The sequence below is a fragment of the Nocardioides euryhalodurans genome (genome assembly GCF_004564375.1).
GTDB lineage: Bacteria > Actinomycetota > Actinomycetes > Propionibacteriales > Nocardioidaceae > Nocardioides > Nocardioides euryhalodurans.
Map to the genome: position 1 here is coordinate 1,067,290 of NZ_CP038267.1, position 23,667 is coordinate 1,090,956.

Genomic DNA, 23,667 nt, shown 5'->3' on the forward strand with positions numbered 1-23,667 from the left:
CGAGGCTAGCGCGCCGCCCGTACGTCGGCCGCGGGGCCTCGGCCGAGGACCAGCGACGCGGCGAGCGGGCAGACGAGCACCGTCGCGGCACCGGCACCGACCAGCAGCGAGGCGTTGGCCGAGGACATCTCCCCCGCCGTCACCGCCACCGAGGTGACGGCGACGATGATCGGCAGCCCGGTCGAGGCGAACAGCGCGACGGCCAGTCCCTCGCGTCCCGGCAGCCCCCGTCCGACCGGAGCGGGCTCGAACCGCGTCGAGGCCAGCACCGGCACGCCTCGCGAGAGCAGGATCAGGCCGACGAGGGCGAGGAACGCCAGCGGGCGCTCGGCGATCGCCGCCGGGTCCAGCGCCATGCCCGAGGTCACGAAGAAGATGGGGACGAGGAGGCCGAAGGCGATGCCCTCGATCCGGGTCTCCAGCCGTTCGTCACCGTCCGGCAGCGCCAGCCGGAGGATGAAGCCGGCCGCGAAGGCCGCCAGCACCACGTCGAGCCGCAGCGCCGCCGCGACGGCGACGAGGGTCGTGAGCAGGAGCATCGTCAGCCGGACCGGGGTCTGGCCGGTCGTCTCGGCCCCGGCCGCGATCAGGTCGAGCAGCCGCGGGGAGCGGTGGCGCAGCCGGGCCGAGGGCACGGCCAGGAGCAGCGCCACGACGCCGAACGCCGCGAGCAGGAGCACCGACTCCGCGGGACCGCTGGTCCCGAGCAGGACGGCGATGGCCACGATCGGTCCGAGCTCGCCGTACGCGCCGTGGCGCAGCACGCTCATCCCGACCCGCCCCCGCAGCAGTCCTGAGTCCTTGAGGATCGGCAGCAGCGTCCCCAGCGCGGTCGACGTCAGGGCGATCGTGAGCGCCACCTCGCTGTCGATGATCTCGGTGACGTCCAGCAGGGTCGTGAGTCCGAACGCCGTCAGCAGGCTGACGAGCCAGGTCAGGAGCGCGAGACGACCGGGGCTCCCGGTGAGCTCGGACCGGTCGATCTCGAAGCCGGCCAGGAGGAACAGCATCGCGAGCCCGAGCTCCCGCAGCAGCCCGATCGCGTCGCCGGTCGCGGCCAGGCCGGCACCGTACGGGCCGACCAGCACCCCGAGCACCAGGAGCAGCACGACCTCGGACACCAGACGGCGAGGCACGAGTCCTGCCAGCAACGGCGCCACCACCGCGCACAGCGAGATCCAGAACAGCGACGTCACCGGTGACGGCATCGCGCCCTCCCCGGGGGCGGCCGGCGGAGGCCGCCCCTACGACACGGCACCGGCGCCGGGCACTGCGACGTCGCTCCCGCCCTCGACGGTGAGCCGTGTCCCCATCCGCACCCGCATCGGGCACGGCACGAATCGGCCGGCCATCACGGCCTCCCCCTGCCGGAAGTACGGCGCGGCCGCGACCATCGCGGGCGGGGCGAAGCCGAAGATCCCTGCCACCTCGGCGACATCGGCCGGGGAGTTCATCCGCATGAGCATCAGGTTGTCGCACTGCGACAGCACCTGGGGGTGCACCTTCGAGGGCCGCTGCGTCGACAGCAGCAGCCACAGGCCGTACTTGCGTCCCTCGGCGGCGATCTGGACGAGCCGCTCCACCAGACGCTCCTGGATCGAGCCGGACGGCTCAGCCGGGCAGAGGTTGTGCGCCTCGTCGATGACGATCAGGGTCGGGGTGCGCTGGTGCCGCTCGGCCCACAGCGACTCCACGAGGTCGAGGCAGACCGCCGAGGACTCACGCGGGTCGTGGAACCCGGCCAGGTCCAGCACGGTGACCCGGGCACCCGAGCTCACGATCTCCGACGCCGACGGCAGCTCCATGGCCCACACGTCCCACTCGGGCAGCCCCAGGTTCTCGATCCGCTGGGCGAGGGCCCGCTCGTCCTCTCCCCCGCGCAGCAGCCCGGTCACCAGGCCGTCGACGTCTCCCGACTGCGAGCCGGGCTCGGGCACGAAGGTGTGGAGGAAGAGGTTGTACTCGTCGCGGTCGGCCAGCGGGTCGAGCTGCAGGACCGCGGCCTGCGCCTGGCGCGGCATCGTCGCGAACCGCATCCGCAGCGGCTCCTCCGGAGGGACCGACCCCAGCACCCGGATGTCTGCGGCCGCGATCGCCGCCGCTGCCGCAGGGTCGGCACCCGGCAGCGGCTCGCGCAGCCGGACGAAGTCGGCGTTGGGATCCAGGATCGCCATCCGCAGGCCGGTGCCGAGCAGGATCTGCTCCAGCACGACGCCGAGCGCGTAGGTCTTGCCCGACCCGCTCTGGCCGCAGAGGAAGGTGTGACGGTTGAAGCCCGAGGAGCGCAGCAGCGCGGCCGCACCGCCGTTCCCGGAGGCCCAGGCGCCGATCGGGAGGTCCGCCCCCGTCACGCGCTGGAGCACGGCCAGGTCGTCCTCGGTGGCATCGAGGGCCGGGGACTCGTCGAACGGCTCGACCTCGGTGACCAGTCGCGAGCCGGCCTGCTCGGGCACCAGCCCGAGCACGACTCCCCCGGTCGGCTCGGTCGCCTGCACCAACACCGAGCCGGCCCCGGCCGTGGCGACGACCAGCACGTCACCGGCCGCGGTCGCGCGGCCGCTGACCAGCTCGAACGTACGGCCGTCGGCCGAGACCGCGCTCCGCGGCTGTCCGGTCATGGTCACCGCCTCGGAGACCTGCACCCGTTCAGCTGACCGCCGGCTGACCCACTCCGGCCCGCCGGGTGCTCAGCGCCTGGCGTCCCGAGATCAGCACCGCCAGCCCCTCGGTGAGCATCTGCACGCCCAGCAGGATCCCGAGCAGCGTGAACGTCGCGGTCACGAGGTTGAAGATCACCAGCAGCCCGAGCAGCGACGACACCGCGCCGCTGAAGATGAGCGCTCCCCGCGCCTCCTCGACCTGGACCGCCGCAGCGAGCCGGGCGATGCCCGTGCTGAGGAACAGGGCACCCGCGATCAGCGTGAGGGTCAGCGCCGCGGCCTCGGGGTTGCGCAGGAAGACGAAGCCCAGCACGGCGAGCAGCCCACCCTCGAGCAGGCCGATCCAGAAGCCGTCCTTGCCGATCCGGAACAGGCTCATCACGAGCACCATGAGCCCGGCGGCGAAGATCAGCCAACCGAGGAAGATCACCGAGACCGCCGTGGCGACGACCGCGTGGCCGATCACGACCACCCCACCGACGAGCAGCAGTCCACCGAGAACCCAGTCCCACCACGTACGCGACTTCTCAGCGGCACCGTCCGACATGGCACACCCCTCTCGTACCCGGGCACCGTCCGCCGGGATGAGGACATCGTCGTGCCCGGAAGGCAGCTGCCGCCTCGCCCGGTACGGGTGAGGGCCCGGCTAGCCGGAGGGGCTGATCACACCGCCCGGACCGCGGTGCACGAGGCCGTCCGCGATGGCGAAGGCGAGGGCGCTCTCGAACCGGTCACCCTCCCAGAAGTCGGCACCGACCAGGCTGCGCAGCTCGTCCACGGGCTGCGGACCCCTGGCCTCGAGCGCCCGGACGATCTGCCCCATCTCGTGGAAGACCTGTCGGTCGCGTGGCCCCTCGGTGGAGGCCTTCGGCGGCGGCATGGGCATGGGGACTCCTCTCTGCTCGGCTCGGGGGTCAGTGCACGGGCTGCGCGGACCGGTCGTCCTCGCCCGCAGCGGGCGGAGCGTCGTCCTCCGCGGTCAGCGGCTGCGCGATGCTCTCCAGCGACCGGCCCTCGGCCTTGACGCCGAGGAACGCGGCGACGAGCCCGCCTGCCACCATCAGCGCCGCCCCGATGTAGTAGCCGAGGGCGATCGCGGAGATTCCCTCGCCACCGGTGGTCGCGTCCTCGATGAGCTTGCCGAACAACAGCGGGCCGGCGATGCCGCCGGCCGCGGTGCCGATCGCGTAGAAGAAGGCGATGCACAGGGCCCGCGTCTCCATCGGGAAGACCTCGCTGGCCGTGAGGTAGGCGGCGCTGGCCCCGGCAGAGGCGAAGAAGAAGATGATGCAGCCCATCAGGGTCAGCGTCACGGCGGTGTAGGAGTCCAGGGTCAGCCCGGTGATCGCGAGCAGGACGCCGGAGATGACGTAGGTCCCCGTCAGCATCCGCACCCGGCCGATGGTGTCGAAGAGCGGCCCGAGGACCAGCGCGCCGACGAAGTTGCTGAGCGCGAACACAGCGATGTAGTAGCCGACCTGGGTGACCCCCATGAACTCGCCGAGGGTGTCGCCGTAGGTGAAGAAGAATGCGTTGTAGAGGAACGCCTGGCCGATGAAGAGGGACAGGCACAGCACCGTGCGCTTCGGGTACTGGGTGAACACCGTCCGGGCGATCAGGGCGAGGCTGATCGTCTTGCGCTGCCGGATCGTGATCGTCTCGTCCACGTCGTGCAGCGGGGCGCCGGTGTCCTCCGACACCTGACCCTCGATGTCGCGGACGATCTGCTCGCCCTCGTCCTCGCGGCCGTGGATGAAGAGCCAGCGCGGCGACTCGGGCACGTGCCGCCGGACGACGAGGATGCCGATCGCGAGCACGGCGCCCAGCCCGAACGCCAGCCGCCAGCCCCACGCCTGGTCGATCACGGTCGGGTCGAGCAGCGGGATCGTGAGCAGGGCACCGCCTGCGGCACCGACCCAGAACGAGCCGTTGATGGCGACGTCGACGCGACCGCGGTACTTCTTCGGGATCAGCTCGTCGATGGCGGAGTTGATGGCGGCGTACTCGCCGCCGATGCCGGCGCCGGTCAGGAAGCGGCAGGCGAAGTACCACGTGGGGTTCATCGAGAACGCCGTCAGCACGGTGGCCACCGTGTAGACGCCCAAGGTGATGAGGAAGAGCTTCTTGCGGCCGAAGCGGTCGGTGAGCTGGCCGAAGAACAGCGCGCCGATGCAGGCTCCGGCGACGTAGACGGCGCCGGCGAGGCCGACGTCGAAGCTGCTCAGCCCCAGGCCGGTGTCCTCCGGCTGCAGGGCTGCCGACATCGAGCCCACGATGGTGACCTCGAGGCCGTCGAGGATCCACACCGTCCCGAGGCCGACCACCACCATCCAGTGCCAGCGGGACCAGGGAAGCCGGTCCATCCTGGCCGGGATGTCGGTGGTGATCCGGCCGGTCTCAACGCCTGAGGCCACGAGTCCTCCTCCAGCCCGGGCCGGGGCGATGTCTTCGCCGGCGGGTGTTCGGGCAACCCCCGACGTTAGGGAAGTCGGCGGCTGCCCGCTTCACCCCTTGTGGTGAACCGGTCCCACGGTCAGGAGGCGCACCAACGACGGATTCCGTCGTCGGAGACGGCCAGGTCGCGCCGAACCACGCTGATCCGGTCGCCCCAACCGCGGCAGGCCAGACGGAACGGGCGCCGGCCGTACTCGACGGCCAGGACCAGGCCGCCGTACGTCGCCACGTAGTCGCCGCACTCGCGGTAGCGGCCGCACTGCTCGGCGACCGCGAAGTCGAAGCCGACCGCGGTGCCGTTCCACTGCGCGCGGTTCTTCTGCGCCACCGCAAGCCCGGCGTCGTGGGCGCGCTCGACCAGTCGCGACGCGAAGCGGCGGGTGTCCCCGCGGGTGAGCAGGCCGCGGCTGCGGGAGAACGAGTCGAGGTTGTCGAGCTCGACGGCGTCGTAGCCGTCCGCGGCGCACCGGTCGGTCCACCGCCCCACGATGCGGGCCAGGGCCCGACGCTTCGCCGGGCTGCCGATGTCGAGCAGCCACTCCCCCCACGCGCCGTCGACGACCGGCTCACCGTGCTTCTTCAGCACCAGCCGCCAGTGTCCGCGCCAGAAGCGGCGCTCGTCGGGCTGGGTCTGGAAACCGTTGACGTAGCAGACGTTGTAGCGGTCCGGGACGGGCTCCGCCCGGCGGTCGCGGACGACGATCCCGACCTCGTCCGGCACCGCGCGCACGCCGCCGATCTGGTAGTCCCACGGCACGCCGGCGGGCGGCGGGACCGGCTCGGTCGTCCCCGCCACCGCAGGGGTCGCCACCAGGACAGGCAGGAGCAGCAGCAGGACCAGGGCGCGCATGGGGCGATGGTGCCGCACGAGGCGACGTCGTGGGTCAGAAGTCGAAACCGTCGAACATGTCGCCGATGCCGCCGCCGATCTCGCCGATGCCCTCGCCGAGCCCCTCCGCGAGACCACCCAGGGCGTCGAAGCCGCCGCTGAAGAGCATGCCCATGAACATCCACTCCATCGGGCCGAAGGCACCGAAGTAGCCCATGGCGTACGGCTGGTAGGCACGGCCGCCCTGGTAGTAGGGCACCCGGCGCGAGCCGACCATCACCTGGCGCACGTCCGGCTCGGCACCGGCGCGCACCCGCTCGGCGTCGAGGGCGCACGCCGGCACGTCGCGCTGGGTTCCGCCGGGCGGGACGTAGGGGACGTCGGCCACGGACAGGCCGTGGCGCGGGTCGAAGAAGCACGGCGGGCGGCGGGTCGGCAGCGGCTCGCCCGCCACCCTCGCCTGGACGCAGGCGATCGCGTAGCGACCGTCCTCGAGGATCTCGGTCACGTGCTTGACGTGGTCCGGCTCACTGATCCGGTCGCCGGCGGTCTTCGCTGCCTCGTAGGCGTCGAGCGCCCGCTGGTAGTCAGCGTTCATCCCGGCGTCGAGCTCGTGGCCGGCGAGCTCGAGGTCGAGCTCCTGCAGCTGTTCGCCGAGGGCGGTGATGTCCTCGAAGACCAGCTTGCGCACCGGTTCGAGCTCGGACTCCTTGCGCGCGAGCTCCTTGGCCCTGCGCGTGCGTCCGGTGATGGTCACCACGCCGACGATGAGTGCGACGAGGACCAGCAGTCCCAGCAGTTCCGCCATGCGACGAGAATACGTCGCCGCCCCACGGGAGGGGTCCGGGTCAGGCCGACCAGAGCACGGACTCGGCGATCTCCTCCGACCAGGTGCTCACACCACGCAGCTCGGGGCGGCGGGTCAGCAGGTCGTTGAGTCCCATCGTGCGCCGGCTCTGCAGCGCGAGGTTGCGGCCCTCGCGCGCGGCCCGGACGGCGTCGTACGGCTCGGTCATCTGGTGCAGTGCATCCTCCATGGCAGAGATCCTGCGTGGCCACGGTTTCGGCTGCGTTGCGGCGATGTGAGCGCCGTGCGAAATCGCGGACGATCCTGCCCCGGACATGGATAGGACCGGCTGGGCCCTCCCCCGATGAGTCCAGCCGGTCCGTGTCCTGGGGTAGAGCCTCCCCGACCGCGGGGTGGTCGCGCATCCGTAGGTCTACCTATTTCACCCCTCTGTTCCGTTAGATTGACGTGTGCTGAAACCGTGCCTCGGGCGGGACGAGGTCCTGGAGCAGATCTGGGCTGCCCTCACCCGGTCCCGCTGGGTCACGGTCGTCGGTCCGCCGGGGTGCGGGAAGTCCCTCCTCGCGCAGCACGCCGTGGAGCGCGAGGACGGCGCCACCTGGGTCGACGCCCGCCGGCTGCGCGCGGTGGACGACGTGCTGACCGCCTGCCTCGACGCGCTCCGGGTCCATCCTGCGCCCGGAGACAGCCACGAGGGCTCACTCACGCGCGCGCTCGACGGCGCGTCCACCACCCTGGTGCTCGACGGGCTCGACTACGACGCCACAGGAGCGGCCGCCCTGCTGCCCGCGCTGCTGGAGGCCACCACCGAGGCTCGGGTCGTGATCACGTCCCTGGCGATGGCCGGGCACGCGGCCGAGCGCGTCGTGCGCGTCGGACCGCTGCCGGTCCCCTCGGCCAGGGGCGCCCTGAGCGGGCCGGTCGTGGAGCTGTTCCTGACGCGGCTCGAGGCCGCTGGGGGCCATCCCGTGGACCTGTCCGTGCACGAACGGGACGTACGCCGGCTGCTGGTGGCGACCGGCGGCCTGCCGCTGCTCGTGGAGCAGTCGGCCGTGCAGGCGGCGCTCCTCGGGCTCGCCAACGCGGCCCCGGCGGGATCCCTGGCCGAGGCGGTCGGCGCGTCGTACGACCTGCTCCGTCCCGACCAGCAGCGCTGCTTCCGGCGGCTGGCCCACGTCCCCTGCCCCGTCGGCATCGACGCGATGGCGGCCGTGGTCGGTGCCAGCCCCGCCGAGGCGCGCCGGCTCGCCATGGCGCTCGTGGGTCGCAGCCTGGTCGAGGTGCTGCGGGACGGCCGCTTCGACATGCTCTCGCCGATCCGCGCCCACGCACGCACGCTCCCCGGGGGAGACGACGACCTCGCGAGCGTCCGGCAGGGGCTGCTCGCCTGGGCGGACCGCGTCGCACCCGACCACGAGAACTACGGCGCCGCCGACGAGCCGTGGCTGGTCGACCTCCCGGCGATGCGCCACGCCGTGCTGACCGCCTGCGAGGACGCCGCCACCCGCGACCTCGGCTACTCGCTGGCCAACCGCATCTTCTCCTCGCTCTACACCTCCATGCGAGCCCGCGACGCCGTCGAGATCCTCGAGTCGGTCCTGACCAGCGGCGACGGGCCGGCGGCGATCGGCGCCCAGGTCGCCCGCAGGGCCGGGATCGCGGCCTCGGAGGTGCGGGGGACCTACGAGGGCCTGTGGCTGCTCGACCGGGCCGACGAGCACGCCTCGGCCGCCAGCCGCCCCCAGGAGCAGCTCGCCAAGAACGCCTCGATCCGGGCCGAGATGCACCTCGACGCCGGTGACCTCACCCGGGCCGAGCAGGAGGCGCGTCGCGCGCTGGAGCTCGAGCCCGACGGGTCCATCGTCCGCCAGGCCACCCGCACCCTGGCCGACGTCTTCGTCTCCAGCGGCCGGCTCGCCGAGGCGACCCGGGCCGCGACGGACGCCGTCCCGGGCAGCGACGCCAACGACGAGCGTTGGATCAACCTGTCGGCCCGGACCCTCCTGGCCCGCGTGGCCCTCGAACAGGGTCGCCTCGCGGAGGCAGCGGCCGGCGCCCGCGCCGTGGTGCGCGAGGCCAGGGCACTCGCCGAGGACCGGGTGGGCCTGCTGGCCGAGACCCTGCTGCGGGCCCTCGACCCGGGCTGGCAGGCCACCGACGTGCAGCGCGAGTCCCTTCCCTGGGCCGTACGGCTGCCGGTGCTCGCCCAGGACGCGCGCGACCTCTTCACGGCCGGTGACGTGCGCAAGGCCGCGGGCCTGGCCGCCGACGTGGTGGCCCTCGCCGACAGCGCCCGGCTCGGCCGCGACGCCGTCGAGGCCCGGCTGCTCCTGGGTCGGGCGCTGCTGGCCGACGACGACGAGGACCAGGCAGCGACCACGTTCCTCAACGCGCTGCAGGACGCCGCCGCGATGCCGATGCCGCTGCGCGCGGCCGACGCCCTCGACGGGCTCGCCTCAGTCGCGCACCGCCACGGGAGGCGGGAGGCGCGTCAGATCGCGGCGGCGGCCGCGGCGCTGCGGTCGCCCCGCCGCGCCGTGAGCTGGGGCTTCGCCGCGCAGTACGCCGTGGAACCGGCGCGGACCGCGCCGGCGGACTGGGTCGTCGACGGTGACCTGACGGTCGCAGGGCGACAGGCCGTGGCGGCGGTCTTCACCGGCACCCGCACCGAGCCGCCCACGGCCTTCGACGCCCTGACCTCGGCCGAGCGCCAGGTCGCGGAGCGGGTGACCGACGGCCTGACCAGCCGCCAGATCGCCGAGGAGCTCTTCGTGTCGCCGCGCACCGTCGACGCGCACCTCTCCCACATCTACCGCAAGCTCGGCATCAACTCCCGCAGCCGGCTGGCCGCGATGGTCGTGGATCTGCGCTAGGAGCTCTACACCCGGCTGTAGTCGCGGAAGCCCTTGCCGGTCTTGCGGCCGAGGTAGCCGGCGGTGACCAGGTGCTCGAGCAGCGGCGCCGGGTGGAAGCCGGGCTCACGGAACTCGAGGTAGAGCTCGCGCTGGATGGCCAGCGAGACGTCGTTGCCCACCACGTCGAGGAGCTCGAAGGGCCCCATCGGCAGCGCGCAGCCCTGCTTCATCGCCACGTCGATGTCGTCTGCGGTGGCGTAGTGAGCCTCCAGCATCTTCACCGCGTCGTTGAGGTAGGGGAAGAGCAGCGCGTTGACGATGAACCCGGCGCGGTCCCCGCACGAGACGGCCACCTTGCCGACGCTGGCGCACAGCGCCCGGACCGTCTCGGCGACCTCGTCGCTCGTGGCGACCGTCGAGACCACCTCCACGAGCTTCATGATCGCGGCCGGGTTGAAGAAGTGCATGCCGATCACGTCCTGCGGCCGGCTGGTCGCCCCGGCCATCGCGATGATCGGCAGGCTCGAGGTGGTCGTGGCCAGGATCGCCCCCGGCTTGCAGATCTCGTCGAGGTTCTCGAAGAGCGTGGTCTTGACCGCGAGGTCCTCAGCGATCGCCTCGACCACGAGGTCGACACCGGCGAGGTCGTCGAGCGAGGTCGTCCCGGTCAGCCGCGCGAGCGCCTCGGCCTTCTGCTCCTCGGTGGCCTTGCCACGCTGGACCTGCTTGTCGAAGCTGCGCGTGATCGTCGCGACGACGCCGTCGACCTTGTCCTGGCTGCGGCCGACGAAGAGCACCTGGTGGCCGCCCTTGGCGAACACCTCGACGATGCCCGCGGCCATGGTGCCGGTGCCGACGACACCGACGGTGCGGATGTCGTGGCGCAGCCGGGGCTCGTCGTCGACGGACGGGGTGTGCACGTCCGGCACGACGATCGGGCTGTCCGGGGCCTCGTAGGTGTAGAAGCCCCGACCGGACTTGCGGCCCAGCAGGCCCGCGGTGACGTACTGCTTGAGGATCGGCGCCGGGGCGTGCAGCCGGTCGCGGCCCTGCTTGTACATCGTGTCGAGGATCTCGTACGCCGTGTCGAGCCCGATCAGGTCGAGCAGCGCCAGCGGCCCCATCGGGTAGCCGCACCCGAACCGCATCGCGGCGTCGATGTCCTCGCGGGAGGCGTACTTGTGCTCGTACATCGACACCGCGTGGTTGAGGTAGCCGAAGAGCAGCGTGTTGGCGATGAAGCCGGCCTTGTCGCCGCACACCACGGGGTTCTTGCCGAGCCGCTGGAGCAGAGCCTGGACCTCGGCGAGCACGGCGGGCTCGGTGACGACGGTGCGGACGATCTCGACGAGGTTCTGGACGGGGGCGGGGTTGAAGAAGTGCACGCCCACGACCCGGCCCGGCCGCGCGTTGGCGGTCGAGATCTCGGTGACGCTGAGCGAGGAGGTGTTGGTAGCCAGGATCGCGTCGGGCGAGACGATGTCGTCGAGGGCCCGGAAGATCGCCTTCTTGGTCTCCAGCGACTCCACGACCGCCTCGACGACGAGGTCGGCGTCGGCGAGGTCCTTCATCTCGGTCGTCAGGGTGATCCGGCCGAGCAGCTCGGCCTGCTCCGACTCGGTCATCTTGCCGCGCTTGACCGCACGGCCGGTCGAGTGCTCGAGGTGCTGTCGCCCGCGGGCCACGCCCTCGTCGTTCTGCTCGGCACCCACGACCGTGTAGCCGTTGCGCGCGAAGACCTCCGCGATGCCCGCCCCCATGGTGCCGAGGCCGATCACGCCGATGGTGCTGAACTCTCGCGCTGCCGGGGTGCTCGTCATGGCGGGCATCCTGCCACGGCAGCGAGGCGCGGGGAGTGTGGGTCCGGTCACTCCCCGCGTCTGCGCTCCGTGCGTACGACGGCTCGCTACGCGCCCGCCGGGACCACCTCGATCGCGGAGATCTTGGCCTCGTTGACGACGCTGGCCAGGTCGACGTCGACCTTGCCGTCGGTCACGTCCACGGTGTAGCTCCTGACGGTGGCCGTCGCGGCGCCGACCTCGCGGAAGATGTCGAAGTCGTTGATCCGCTGCACGCCCTCGACCGAGACGTCGAAGACCCGCCTGCCGTTGCCGGCCGGACCTCCACCCGGGGCGCCGAAGTAGATCTCGGCGAAGTGCAGCCTGACCGTGTAGCGGCCGTTCTGGACCGGCACGTCGTAGGCGATGCTGCCCGTGCTCGTGGAGTACTCGGTCTGGTAGAGGACGTCGTCGGTCGTGCCGGCGATGGCGGTGTTGTTGGTGTAGGTCTTGCCGCCGGTGCCGTACTGCTGGGCACCCCACGCGACCCCGCCTGTCGAGACCCCCGGTCCACCCGCGTTGATGCGGATGGCCGACTGCGGCCGGGCCGGCGTCGTCACCTGCGCGGTGCTGGACGGGGCCCCCCGGTTGCCGGAGGTGTCGACGGCCAGCACCCGGTAGCTCACCTGGGTGCTTCCCGGCGCCGTGGTGTCCACCAGCGAGGTTCCGGCCACCGGCGTCGTGTTGACCGTGGTCCAGGTGGTGGCCCCGGCCGCCTGGCGCTCGACGACGTAGCCGCCGAGGTCGGCGACGTCCGCTGCGTTCCAGGACACCCTCACGTCGGACCCCTGGACCTGTGCGGCGACCCCGGTGGGCGAGGCCGTCGGCGCGGTGGTGTCCTGCGACGCCACCGGGGCGATGTTGGTCACGAGGTAGACGTTGTCCTGGTAGTCGCAGTTGGCGCTGCCGCCGCCGCAACCGTTCTGGACGAAGTCCTGCCCGACGAGGTACGCGCCGGGGACGACCGTTCCGTCGACCTCGACCGGCCAGACCCGGATCCCGAGGTTGGCCGGGTCGGTCTGGGTCGGCGCCTTGTTGGAGGTGTAGCCCGCGATCGTGAGGGCGAAGCTGCCCGTCGGGTTGGCGGTGCCCTGCCGGAACGGTGCGGTCGCCGTCGCGTTGCCGGTCTGCGCGGCCCGCGGGTAGAACGACTGGCCCCACGCCCCGTCGTGCGCACCGGCCACCGGGCTCGCCATCGAGTCCTCGGACCCGCAGCACCCGTGCAGGGCGGTCAGCTGTCGTGCCGTGACCGGCCGGCTCGGGTCGAGCCGCCTCCACTGCAGCGAGCGCACCTCGTCGCCCTGGAGCGGGCCCGAGAACTCGTCCTCGAGAGGCTCGCCGATCTCGGTGGTGTAGCCGAACGTCCGCGCGATCTGCGTCATCGTCGGCTCGGTGCCACCCTCGGGCTGCGGCTGCCAGAAGCCCCGGAGCTGGACCGGCAGCGCCGGGTCGTTGGCACCGTTGCTCTCGATGATGAGCGTCGCCCCGTAGATCCCGCGGGAGCCCGTCCCGCCGAAGTCGACGGCCAGGTCGTAGGAACCACCCGGCGCGATCGTCAGGGGCAGGTCGACGCCGGGGAACGTGAAGTTGGTCGTGCTGGCCCGGACCCCCTGCGTCGGGTTCAGCGGTGCGCCGAGCTCCAGTCCGGAGACCACGAGGTCCTCGGTCGGATCGGTGTTGCGGATCCGCAGCGTCGCGACGTCGTGGGTGACGGCGCTGGGGTGGGTCCCCCCGGTGTTGACGTTGTTCAGGTGGTGCATGACGAGGAAGTCCTCGGCCATCCCCGGGATCGCCTGGTCGCCCACACGCTGGGCGTCCTGGTTGGTGACGGCGATCTCGGAGACCGAGCCCTCGACGACCTCGAAGGTCGTCTCCTCGGTCGTCGCGTTGCCGGCGGCGTCCGTCGCCGTCACCTCGACCGTGTGGCTGCCGATCTCGTCGACCACGAGCGAGTCGCCCTGGGGCCGCTCGATCTCCTCGCCGTCGAGCGTCCAGTCGACGAACTCGATCCCCGAGCCGCCCGCGTCGCTGATCTCCGCGGAGACCGTGGCCTGGTTGACGAAGCCCTCCGGAGCCGAGACGCCGGTGACGTCGAACGACACGGTCGGCGCGATCGCGTCGACCCCCGAGCCGGCCGCGACGGTGAGCCACTGCAGCTTGGTGTTGGTGCCGGTCGAGGCGACCGTGAGCCGGCCGTCGGTGACCTCCACGGTCGCCGAGCCGATGCCGTAGTCCCCCGGGCCCGAGGGCACGAAGCCCGTGACGAGCGGGACGCCCTCGGCGGCCAGGCCGTGGGTGGAGTCGGCGTAGTCGGGGTCACCGACCGACGCCGTCACGGTGTACGTGCCGTTGGGCAGCACGTGCTCCCACTCGCCGTCGTTGACGGCCGCGACCTCGGCGTCGTCGACGAGGATCAGGGTGCTGTCCACGGCACTGCCCGAGGTCCGCTGGCGGGTGTCGGCCGTCTTGGCCGCACCGCCCTCGGTCCGGACCCAGCCGTAGCCGCGCGCGGTGCTGAACAGCGCACCCGTGTCGGCGGACCACCCGGCGGGGGTGGTCGCGGCCGCCGGCTGGAAGTTGACCTGCGCGACGGTCTCGCCGCCACCCCCGTCGACCGGGAGCACCTCGACGTAGTTGATCTTGGTGTTGGTGCCGCCGGTCGGGTCGATCGTGATCCGGCCGTCGGTCACGCTCACGACCTGGCTGGCCTGCGCGTGGTGACCGGCCGTGCCCGCAGCGCCGGTGGGCACGTGCGGCTGCGCCAGCACGGGCACGCCCTCGGCCCGGACCTGGTGGGCCTCCGGGTCCTGGTTGGTCGCAGGGTCCCCGACGCCGACGGTGACCTGGTAGCTGCCGTCGGGCACCGACATCTCCCAGGCACCGGTCGTGCAGCTGTTGGTGGTGCAGTTCGGGCTGCCCTGCTGCTGGTACTGCATGTGCATCAGGGTGTCGAGGCGCTGGTCGGGGTTGAGGTCGCGGTCGCGACCGGTCCCGACCCGGGCCTCGGCAGCCCCGGTCTGCGCGTTGACCCAGCCGTAGGTGAGCCCGCTCCCCTGGCCGGCGTCGTTCCGGGCGCCGTACGCCTGGCCGAAGTCACGGACGTAGCCCGAGGGCACCGGCGCGGTCTCGCTCTGGAAGTTGACCTTCACCGCGTCGCCCGGCGGCGGCGGCTCCTCCTCGCCGTCACCGACGGGAGAGACGTTGCGGACGATGAAGACCACGTCGTTGTAGTCCCAGCCGGAGGTGTGCTCCTCGGTGGCGACCACGAAGGCGTGCGGGACGACGGAGCCGCCCTCGACCAGCCGGTAGACGCGGACGTGGTTGCCGATCGCGCCGGCGAAGGTGTTGAGCGAGTCCTGGCTGTAGACCATCCGGTTCGCGAAGAAGGGCCAGCGCGAGACGAAGCCGAAGCTCGCCGCTCCCGGGTCGAACTGGTAGGTGCCGGAGCTGGTCGGCAGCAGCGCCTGGGCGTTGCGCGACGGGCTGTTGCCCACGGAGAACAGCGACGACGGCGAGCCCGGGGCGTCGGTGGCGTACCACGACACCTGCGTCACGGGGTTGTTGGCGCCCGGCCCGAACACGGCCAGCGGCTCGACCGTCACCGGCCCGTCGGTGAACCGCTCGAAGGACTCGACGTCCAGCGAGTCGCCGAGGGTCGGCGAGACCCGCTCGGTGGTGCTGCTGTGCATGTCGGGCGTCGCGTCGTTGTCGTCGCCGGTGTCGATGCCGAGCTGCAGCGTGTCGAAGACGTACTGCAGCGACGGCTCCGCCGAACCGCCCTCGCCGTCGGTCCCGAGACCGCGGAGCGGGACGGCCGGGACGCTGCCCGTGCTCGTCGTCAGGGTCAGCGACCCGGGCGCGACGCCCTCGGCCGAGGGGTCGAAGGAGACGGTGACGTCGATCGACTCACCGGCCGGGACCGTCGCGGGCAGCGCCCGGCTGAGCGTGCGGGAGTACGCCGCCGCCCCGGAGCCGCCGATCGTCGCGCCGGTGACCGTCGCGGCCTGCTGCCCGGTATTGGTGAACCGGACGGTGCCCATCGACAACGCGCCGGAGCCGGTGGGCTGGTTGGCGACGAGTCGCTCGGTGCTCGGCTCGAGGGAGGCAGCCTGCTCACCGGACGGGACGCGCAGCAGGTAGAGCTTGGGCTGCCCGCCCGACTGGTCGTAGGAGTTGACGTACAGGTTGCCGGTGTCGGTGTCCTCGACGATGTCCAGCGGGTCGTCGAACCCGGACAGGCCGCCGATGGTGCTGCCGGCCTGGCCGCCGAGGATGTCGCCGTCCGAACCGGGCTGCAGCGTGATGACGTCGTCGAAGTTCGAGAAGCGGACGACCATCAGCCGACCCTTCAGCTTCCCGCCGAAGGTGGACGAGCGGTACTGGACGACGCCGTTGGGCGACTTGTTGAACTCGAAGTCGTAGGCCCAGCCGCGGTAGTTGCGGTCCGGCTGCACGGTCGGCGCGTACTGCGAGCCGTTGGAGCCGGCACCCTCGGGCAGCCCGCCGTTGTTGAGCACCCACTCGCAGCGGCTCGGGTTCGGGTGACCGTAGTAGCCGCCCTGCTCGACGTCGAAGAGGAAGTCGCGCTGCGTGGAGTGGTTGGTCACCGCCGGCACCGACGGGGCCGTGTAGGGCGACCCGTCGACGCGCCGGGTGTTGCACACCTCGGTGACGTCCTGGCCGGGCACCTGGCCGGTCCGGGTGAGCGTGCCGCCGCTGGCGTTGACGCCGGGGCTGTTGCCGCCGCTGGCCGTTCCGTTGGTCGGCACGTAGAGCCGCCCCTCGGCGGTGTGCACCAGGTCGTAGGCGTTGCGGATGCCGCTGGCGTAGATCTTCAGCGGGGCGTTGGCCACGAACGGGTTGTAGGGCCCGCCCTTGTCGACCGTCTGCACGTTGATCGCGCCGCTGGCCTGCACCTGCGCCCAGACCTCGTCCGGGTCGAAGGTGAGCAGCGCCGCGCTGAGCAGCGTCTCGCCCCGGTTGCCCCAGGCGCCGTCCGGGTCGCCCGCGGCCTGGTTGGAGCCCTGCAGGAAGTAGAGGTCTCCCCCGGGTCCGTAGGACAGCGAGTTGGACAGGTGGTCCTTGGCCGAGCGGGGCAGGTTGACGAACACGTCGGTGAGCGTCGGGTTGGCCACGCTGCTGCCGAAGTCGACCCGGGTCAGCTTGGACCCGAAGGTCGCCGACTCGTTGCCGAGGTTGGCGGTCGCGTTGGTCACCCAGGCGACGTCGGGGTCCTCGCGGTCGAAGACCAGGCCGATGGCGGCGCGGCCGGCGAAGGCATTGATCGCCTGCTCCGCCCCGAGGGTTCCGTCGGCGTTGATCGGGTAGCGGAACATGCCCTGCCCGATGGTCGTCGCCCAGAGGAAGCCGTCGTGCACGACCAGGGAGGCGAAGTACTTGCCGTTCTTGCCGGTGTCGACCTTCTCGAAGTTGACGCCCGTGACGGGGCTGAACTCCCCGCCGTCGCCGCCACCGCTCGTGGTGCCGGTGGTGAAGACCGAGGTGAAGGGCACGAACTCGTTGCCGAGCTCGTCCTCGACGCCGTCGACCACGAAGCGGTAGGTCGTGTTGGCGTCGAGCGGACCCGACTGCTGGAAGTTGATCGTGTCACCGCCGCCCGAGGTGTTGGCGTTGCCCGGCACGGCGACCGCGGCCCCGCCCGGCAGCACCTCGAACAGCTTGACCGTGTCGGTGGTGACCGTGGCCTCGTCGACCGGGCCCGGGTCGGCGTTGGTGCCGACCAGGTGCAGGTCGGTCGCGATGCCCTCGTCGAGCACGGCGCCGGTCGAACGGTTGCCCGGCCGGACGTCCACGACGAACGGCCACGGGTCGGCCTCGGACGCGCTCGCCGAGCGGACCCGCACCCAGGCGATCTTGGTGTTGGTGCCGCCCTGGGCCGAGACCGTGAGCTCCCCGTCGACGACACCCACGCGAGTGGTCGCGACGCGGAACTCCTCGGCGGCGGTTCCCTGGAACTGCTCGATCAGCACCTGGTTCTCGACGTTGACCGCGTGCTGCGAGTCGTACGCCGTCGCGCCCATCTGGTCGCCCACGGCGACGGTCACGTCGTACGTGCCGTCCTCGACGGCGAGCTGCCAGTCGCCGTCCTGGCACACGTTGGCGGTGCAGTTGCCGTCCGGCACGTCGCCGTACTGCATGTGCATCACGGTGTCGAGCTCCTGGGCGATGTCGGCACGGTTGCGGTCGCGACCGTTGGTGACCAGCGACAGGCCCTCGGCGCTGTTGGCGCGGACCCAGCCGTAGGTGTGGTCACCGTCGCCCTGGTCGGCCGCGGTGCGCTGGTCGTAGGCCTGGCCGAAGTCACGCAGGAAGCCGGCCGGGACCGGAGCCGTCTCGGACTGGAAGTTGACCCGGACGTCGACCGGCACGAACGGACCGGTCTGGCCGCCCAGCGACTCCACCGCGAACTGCTCGAACCGCACGGCGATGTTGTCGGTGGCGGCAGCCCCGCGCTTGGTCGCGTACAGGCCACCGAAGGCGACCGGACCGGCGTCGCCCGCCGGCAGCGCCTCGCCCGCGACGAACGCCTCCGGCAGCGGCAGCGCCGGGCTGGCCGGGTTGGCGGCGTCGGTGAGCGTCGTGAGCTGGCCGCCCGCGACGCGGTAGGCGGCACGGACCACCGGCGTGGCACCGGAGGCGTCGATCGTCAGCACCAGCTCGACGTCCTGGCCGGACGCGAAGGTCGACGAGTTGAGCTCGTACGTCGTCGCCGGCTGCGCGATCGAACCGACCTCCTTGACCAGCTGGACCTTGTTGAGCCCGCTGGTGGTCCGGACCACGGCGAGCTTGACGAAGTCGTCCTCGCCGAGGCCGTACCAGAGCCCGCCCTGCTGGCTCTGCGTCCCGGTCGCAGCAGCGCTGCTCGGGAAGGTCGGGGCGTCCACGGTGGTGCGGAGCTCGTAGCCCTCGCCGCCGCCCGCGAGCCCGACCCCCAGCGCGTTGAGCTGGGAGTTGGTGCCGGCGCTGTCGACGGGCTTGCGGTAGGCGATGCCCTTGGTCGCGTCGATCACGAGGTTGCCGCCGGTGAGACCGACCTGGCCGGGCTCGAAGCCGGGCACGGTCGGGAAGGACGGGGTGGCCGGCGCCGGCGCCTGGTCGACGTTGCCGCGCGAGGACGGCGGGTCGACCATCGTGAAGCCGGTGCCGTCGAGGCCACCCTGGTCCGCCTCGAAGTCCAGCGAGAACGGCGTGGTCACCGGGACGGTGCTGCAGCCCTCGGTGGTGAGCGGCGCGCAGGCCGGCTCGGGAGCCGCCGGCTCCTCGACGGTCAGCGTGAAGGACTCCTCGTCGGTGTCCTCCCCGTCGCTCGCCGAGACGGTGACGTCATAGCTGCCGGCGGTGCCGGCAGCGGGCGTGCCCTTGAGGGTGGCGGTGCCATCGCCCTCGTCGGTGAAGGAGAGCCCCTCCACGTCGAGGTCGGACTCGACCGTGAGCTCGTCGCCGTCGGCGTCGGTCGCGGTCACCGTGAGCGGGCCGAAGGCCTCCTCCTCGGTCGCCGTCTGGTCGTCGACAGGCACCACGACGGGCGCCGTGTTGGGCACGACGTGCTCGGTGACCGCGAAGTCACCGAAGGTCACCAGCTGCTGCTGGGCCGCCTGCGCGTTGCGCTTGGTGGCGAAGAGGCCGGCGAACGACTGGGCGTCCTGTCCCTCGAGCGCCGCCCCGTCGAACCAGGCCTGCGGGACGCTCATCGAGGTCCGGCTCGGCGTGGTCACGTCGGCCAGCAGGGTGCGCTGGCCGCTCCCGACGGTGTAGTAGAGCTGCGCGGTGCCGCCGGTGGTCCCCGTGCCGGGGCCGTCGACGACCTCCAGCTCGAGCTCGACGTCGGTGCCCGTCGCGAAGGGCGCGCTGTTCATCTCGTACGTGGTGCCAGGGGTCGCGACCCCGCCCACCTCGGTGAGCAGCTGCACCTTGTTGGTGGTGGCGGTGACCCGGGAGACGACCGCCTTCACGTAGTCGTCCTCGTCGAGGCCGAACCACAGGCCGCCCTGCTGGGCGCCGTTGTCGGGACCCGGGAAGGTCGGGGCGACCACGGTCGTCGACAGGTCGTAGCCGGTCGTCGACCCGCTGACACCCACGCCGAGCCCGTTGAGGAGCGCGTTCGGTGCCGTGGCCGCGGGTGACTGGCCGGGGGCGCGGAACTGGATGCCCTTGGTGGCCGTGATGGTCAGCGCGCCGCCGGCGACACCCACCTGCCCGGGCTCGAAGCCCGGCACGTCGGCGTACGTCGGCGTCGAGGGCGCGGGCGCCTGGTCGACGCCGCCGCGCAGGGACGGCGGGTCCACCATGGTGAAGCCGGTGTCGTCGAGGCCACCCTCGGTGCCGTCGAAGTCGAGCTCGTAGGGCAGCGTGACAGGCACGTCGGCGCACTCCAGCGTCGAGATCGGCGAGCACGACACGGCGGGCGGCTCGGTCACGACGACGTCGAACGTGGTGGTGCTGGTGGCACCCCGGGCGTCCTCCGCGGTGACGGTGACCGGGAAGTCGCCCGTCTCCTCGGCGGCGCCTCCAAGGCTGACCCCGGTGCCCGTCCCCTCGGCGGTGACCCCCTCGGGCAGCCCGGTGGCGGCGAAGGTGACGGCGTCACCCTCCTCGTCGACGGCCGGCACCGTGACGTCGACGTCGACCGGCTCGTCCTGGACGAGCTCGACCAGGGCCGGGTCAGGCGCGCCGAGGACCGGCGCGTCGTTGACGTCGGTGACCGTCAGGACGAAGTCGTCCCCGTCGGTGCCGCCGTTGCCGTCCCGCACCGTCACGGAGACGACGTAGCTGCCGCCCACCGTGGGAGTGCCCGTGATCCGCGCCTGCTCGGCGTCGAAGGACAGCCCGGTCGGCAGCGTCCCGACCTCGAAGACCAGGTCGTCGTCGTCGGCGTCGGTCGCCGACAGCTGGATCGGCTCCAGCGCAGAGCCCTCCTCCAACGTCACGTCGTCGACCGGCACCAGCACGGGTGCGTCGTTGGCCGGCGTCACCTCGAGGACGAACGACTCGGTCCGCGTCAGCGCGCCGTCGTCGGCGGTGACGTCGACCTCGAACGTGCCGGAGTCGGTGGGCGTCCCCGCGATGGTGCCGGGGCCGGGGGCGTAGTCGACGCCCGCGGGCAGCCCGGTCACGGTGACCGTGACGTCGTCGCCCTCGGGGTCGCTCGTGACGACCTGGACCGGCGCCATCGCCTCGTCCTCGGCGGTCGTCACGTCGTCGATCGGTTCGACGGACGGCGCCTCGTCGACGTCGGTGACGTCGATCGTCACGGTGGCGCTGTCGCTCAGCGTGGTCGAGGTGGCCTCGACCTCGAGGGCGTAGGTGTCGACGTCCTCGTGGTCGAGCAGGCCGGCGACGGTGATCTCGCCGGTCGCCGCGTCGATCGCGAAGGCACCCTCGGCGTTGCCGCCGGTGATGGCCCACGAGACGGTGTCGCCGTCGGCGTCGGAGGCCGTGGCGGTCCCGACGCTGGTGCCGGTCGGGGCGTCCTCGGCGACCTCGAAGGTGTCGTCCTCGGCCACGGGCGGGCTGTCGACGTCGGTGACCGTCACCGTCAGCACCGCGTTGGTGGTGGCGTCGCCGTCCGTGACCGAGACCGGCACCGAGAAGGGTCCGCTGCCGTCGGTCAGGGCGTCACCGTCGATCACGCGCACCTCGCCGGCCGGTGAGACGCCGAACACGGCCGTGCCACCGGCGAAGGTGAGCTCGTCGCCCTCCTCGTCACTCGCGGCAAGGGTTCCGATGACGGTCTCGTCCTCGGTGCCCTCGGCCACGGACAGGTCCTGGTTGGCCAGCTCCGGGGCGTCGTTGGTGGGCTCCACGGCCAGCTCGAAGCCGGTGCCGCCGACGAGCGTGCCGTCGCTGGCAGAGACCTGCACGGCGTAGGTGCCCGGGAGGCTCGGGGAGCCGGTGACGGTGTCGGTGGCGGCGTCGTAGGCCAGGCCCTGCGGGAGCCCGGTCACGGAGATCTCGACCGGTGCGCCCTCGGGGTCGGTCGCCTCGACGGCGATGGCCGGGACGACCAGCTGGTCCTCGGTGACGGTGCGGTCGTCGATCGCGGTCACGACCGGCGCCTCGTCGACGTCGGACACCGTGACGACCAGGTCGGCGGTGGTGCTGGTGGTGCCGTCGGAGGCCGTGGCCGTGAGGTCGTAGCGGCGGCGGGCTTCGTGGTCCAGCGTCACCTCGGAGGTGACGGTCCCGGACTCGGGGTCGACGGAGAAGTCCTGGTGGCCGTCGCCGGACAGGCTCCAGGTGAGCTCGTCGCCGTCGGCGTCGTCACCGACCAGCGTGCCGACCTCGGCACCGGCGGGGCCTTCGTCCACCGTCATCGTCTGGTCGTCGACCAACGGCTCGGTGTTGTCGACGGCGGGCTCCGTGACCGTCAGGCGCAGGACGCGCTCCGGGGAGCTCTTGCGGCCGTCGCTCGCCCAGACCGTGATCTCCCGGACGCCGGAACCCTCGGCCGTCCCGCTCAGGACACCGGTGGTGCGGTCGAGCGTGAGCCAGGCCGGCTGACCGCTGACGGAGTAGCGCAGCGCCTTCGGCCCGTCGCTGTCCTCGCCCTCGATCGCGTAGCTGTACGGCTGGCCGGCCTCGACGGTCTGCGGCGCGATCTCGCCCAGCGTCGGCGCCTGGTTGCGGCGGACCCTGATCCGGAAGACCTCGCTGTCGGTCCGCCGCCCGTCGCTCACCCGCAGCACGAGGCGGAAGCTCCGCCCCATGGCGGCCGGCGGCACGGTGCCGCGCAGCAGCCCGGTCCGGCGGTCGAGCTTGAGCCACAGCGGCCGGCCGCTCGCGGCGAACCGGAGCCTCCTGGCCGGTCCGTCGTCGCGCACCCTGGGCGCGATGCGGACGGTGTCCTGGCCCGACACGGTGCGGTCGGCGATCGCCCGGATGACGGGCCGCTGGTTGGCCGCCTGGACCGGTGGCACGGTCACGAGGACCAGACCCATACCGACGAGAACAGAAATGAAGAGACGCGAAATGCGCAGAAGCACGTTATCCCCCGACAAACGTGAAAAGTCCGACCCCCACGATCGGAACGGCTCGAGTTGAACACGTTCGTCCTGAAGAAAGTAGACAGCGGCAACCTTTGTAGGCGTCCGGTTACCGTCCTGTGGATCTTGCCCGCCTGAGACCGTTGCCCTGGCCCGCGATAGATTCCGGTCCGTGAGACTCGTCGTGGCCCGATGTCAGGTCGACTACGCGGGAAGACTGACCGCGCACCTCCCGATGGCGACCCGTGTGCTCATGGTGAAGGCCGACGGTTCGGTCCTCGTGCACTCCGACGGCGGCTCCTACAAGCCGCTGAACTGGATGTCGCCGCCGTGCACGGTCCGCGAGGGCGTGACCGAGGACGGCATCGTCGAGTGGACGGTCACCGGCGCCAAGAGCGACGACACCCTGCGGATCCTCCTCGAGGAGGTCCACCACGACTCCAGCCACGACCTCGGCGTCGACCCCGGCCTGCAGAAGGACGGCGTCGAGAAGCACCTCCAGGAGCTGCTCGCCGAGCACCCCGCCAGCCTCGCCGCCGGCCTCTCGCTCGTACGCCGGGAGTTCCCGACGGCGATCGGTCCGGTCGACCTGATGTGCCGCGACGCCGAGGGGCTCAGCGTCGCGGTCGAGATCAAGCGTCGGGGCGAGATCGACGGCGTCGAGCAGCTGACCCGCTACCTCGAGCTGCTCAACCGCGACCCCGCCCTCACCCGCAAGGGCGCGGTCCGCGGCATCTTCGCCGCCCAGGAGATCAAGCCGCAGGCCCGGGTGCTGGCGACCGACCGCGGCATCGCCTGCGCCGTCGTCGACTACGACGCGCTGCGCGGCATCGACGACTCCGAGCATCGGCTCTTCTGATGCGGATCTTCCACGTCGCCACGGTCGCCGACTGGGAGGAGGCACGGGCCTCCGGCAGCTACACCACCTCCACCCGCGGCCGGACCCTGGCGGAGGAGGGCTTCATCCACGCCAGCCGCGAGGACCAGTGGCGCGAGGTCCTGCGGCGCTGGTACGCCGACGTCGGAGAGCCGCTCGTGCTGCTGGAGATCGACACCGACCTGCTCCGAGCCCCCGTCGTGGAGGAGCCCGTGGGCGAGGAGACCTTCCCCCACGTGCTCGGGCCGATCGACCCGGACGCGGTCGTGGCCGTCGTGCCGCTGCCCGCCCCGGCCTGACCTCCGGCCACGGCGTGACGGTCGGGTCCCCGCACGGGGGCGAC

Annotated in this window: 13 protein-coding genes; 3 read left to right on the forward strand and 10 right to left on the reverse strand. The window is 72.1% G+C overall.

Translation table 11 applies throughout. The features are described from left to right. Nucleotides 1–5: 5 nt before the first annotated feature. The 8 genes from EXE57_RS05005 to EXE57_RS05040 all read right to left on the reverse strand — a co-directional run bounded on the left by EXE57_RS05005 (nucleotide 6) and on the right by EXE57_RS05040 (nucleotide 6,980). Nucleotides 6–1,208 (reverse strand): cation:proton antiporter, encoded by a 1,203-nt coding sequence (locus tag EXE57_RS05005; RefSeq protein ID WP_135074565.1) that lies wholly within the window; start codon nucleotides 1,206–1,208, stop codon nucleotides 6–8. Between the two features lie 36 nt (nucleotides 1,209–1,244). Next, nucleotides 1,245–2,618 carry an ATP-binding protein gene (locus tag EXE57_RS05010; RefSeq protein WP_208542975.1) on the reverse strand — a complete coding sequence of 458 codons (1,374 nt, stop codon included), beginning with the start codon at nucleotides 2,616–2,618 and terminating at the stop codon, nucleotides 1,245–1,247. Between the two features lie 28 nt (nucleotides 2,619–2,646). Continuing rightward, nucleotides 2,647–3,207: an HdeD family acid-resistance protein gene (locus tag EXE57_RS05015; protein ID WP_135074567.1), complete on the reverse strand. Its 561-nt coding sequence runs from the start codon at nucleotides 3,205–3,207 to the stop codon at nucleotides 2,647–2,649. Between the two features lie 99 nt (nucleotides 3,208–3,306). Beyond that, nucleotides 3,307–3,546 carry a hypothetical protein gene (locus EXE57_RS05020; protein ID WP_135074569.1) on the reverse strand — a complete coding sequence of 80 codons (240 nt, stop codon included), beginning with the start codon at nucleotides 3,544–3,546 and terminating at the stop codon, nucleotides 3,307–3,309. A gap of 28 nt (nucleotides 3,547–3,574) precedes the next feature. Next, nucleotides 3,575–5,074, reverse strand: coding sequence for an MFS transporter (locus tag EXE57_RS05025; RefSeq protein ID WP_425271701.1), 1,500 nt, complete (start codon nucleotides 5,072–5,074; stop codon nucleotides 3,575–3,577). A 119-nt stretch (nucleotides 5,075–5,193) separates the two neighbouring features. Continuing rightward, entirely contained in the window at nucleotides 5,194–5,964 is a 771-nt protein-coding gene (locus EXE57_RS05030; protein ID WP_135074571.1) for an endo alpha-1,4 polygalactosaminidase, read from the reverse strand. Nucleotides 5,965–5,998: 34 nt separating this feature from the next. Beyond that, nucleotides 5,999–6,751: a hypothetical protein gene (locus EXE57_RS05035; protein WP_135074573.1), complete on the reverse strand. Its 753-nt coding sequence runs from the start codon at nucleotides 6,749–6,751 to the stop codon at nucleotides 5,999–6,001. Between the two features lie 40 nt (nucleotides 6,752–6,791). Further along, nucleotides 6,792–6,980, reverse strand: coding sequence for a hypothetical protein (locus tag EXE57_RS05040; RefSeq protein ID WP_135074575.1), 189 nt, complete (start codon nucleotides 6,978–6,980; stop codon nucleotides 6,792–6,794). 220 nt (nucleotides 6,981–7,200) lie between these two features. On the opposite strand from EXE57_RS05040, the gene EXE57_RS05045 reads away from it, so the two are divergent. Next, nucleotides 7,201–9,624: a LuxR C-terminal-related transcriptional regulator gene (locus tag EXE57_RS05045; RefSeq protein WP_135074577.1), complete on the forward strand. Its 2,424-nt coding sequence runs from the start codon at nucleotides 7,201–7,203 to the stop codon at nucleotides 9,622–9,624. A 5-nt stretch (nucleotides 9,625–9,629) separates the two neighbouring features. On the opposite strand, the gene EXE57_RS05050 is transcribed toward EXE57_RS05045, so the two are convergent. Next, nucleotides 9,630–11,426: a 3-hydroxyacyl-CoA dehydrogenase family protein gene (locus EXE57_RS05050; protein WP_244246999.1), complete on the reverse strand. Its 1,797-nt coding sequence runs from the start codon at nucleotides 11,424–11,426 to the stop codon at nucleotides 9,630–9,632. An 86-nt stretch (nucleotides 11,427–11,512) separates the two neighbouring features. Next, a complete protein-coding gene (locus EXE57_RS05055) occupies nucleotides 11,513–22,402 on the reverse strand; it encodes a putative Ig domain-containing protein (RefSeq protein ID WP_135074581.1) in 10,890 nt (3,629 codons plus the stop codon). A 217-nt stretch (nucleotides 22,403–22,619) separates the two neighbouring features. Here EXE57_RS05055 and nucS point away from each other — a divergent pair, with 217 nt between their 5' ends. After that, nucleotides 22,620–23,306 carry an endonuclease NucS gene (nucS, locus tag EXE57_RS05060; RefSeq protein WP_135074583.1) on the forward strand — a complete coding sequence of 229 codons (687 nt, stop codon included), beginning with the start codon at nucleotides 22,620–22,622 and terminating at the stop codon, nucleotides 23,304–23,306. After that, nucleotides 23,306–23,623: a DUF952 domain-containing protein gene (locus EXE57_RS05065; RefSeq protein WP_135074585.1), complete on the forward strand. Its 318-nt coding sequence runs from the start codon at nucleotides 23,306–23,308 to the stop codon at nucleotides 23,621–23,623. The genes nucS and EXE57_RS05065 overlap by 1 nt, the downstream gene beginning before the upstream one ends. The last annotated feature ends 44 nt before the right edge of the window (nucleotides 23,624–23,667 follow it).